The organism is Campylobacter sp. Cr9 (genome assembly GCF_020138295.1).
Lineage (GTDB): Bacteria > Campylobacterota > Campylobacteria > Campylobacterales > Campylobacteraceae > Campylobacter_E.
The window spans coordinates 1-348 of sequence record NZ_JACGBH010000047.1 but is presented as its reverse complement, the minus strand read 5'-3'; the positions used below and the strand labels follow the sequence as shown (position 1 = coordinate 348).

1 pseudogene is annotated in these 348 nt (G+C 24.7%); it reads right to left on the bottom strand.

Going from position 1 to position 348, the window contains the following annotated elements:
• Positions 1 to 6: 6 nt before the first annotated feature.
• Positions 7 to 348, bottom strand: a pseudogene (locus tag AVANS14531_RS09160) (glycosyltransferase family 2 protein); the annotation flags it as partial.

Sequence of the window (348 nt, the reverse complement as noted above, 5' to 3'; positions counted from 1 at the left end):
TTTATTTTATTTTCCACTTTTATGCTCCTTACAAAACTTCCTAGCTTTAAATATAAAAGTAATTGGATGTTTGATAAATAATCCACCTAATTTATATGGTAAATTATTCATTACCTTAACAGCTTCATTATAGTCTGCATATTCTTCTATTTTAGGTGCTTTTAGATTAGGATTTAAAGCTACTAATGATTTATTAAGTTCTAATTCTTTTTTATGTTTTTTATTAATATTATATAAAGTTATAGGTAAGATTATAGCTTTTAGTGGATTTCTGACATTTAATAAAGCTTTGCCTATTTTATACTGAAGATAGTTTTCAGCTCTAGCTCTTGCTCCAAATAGTTTTTG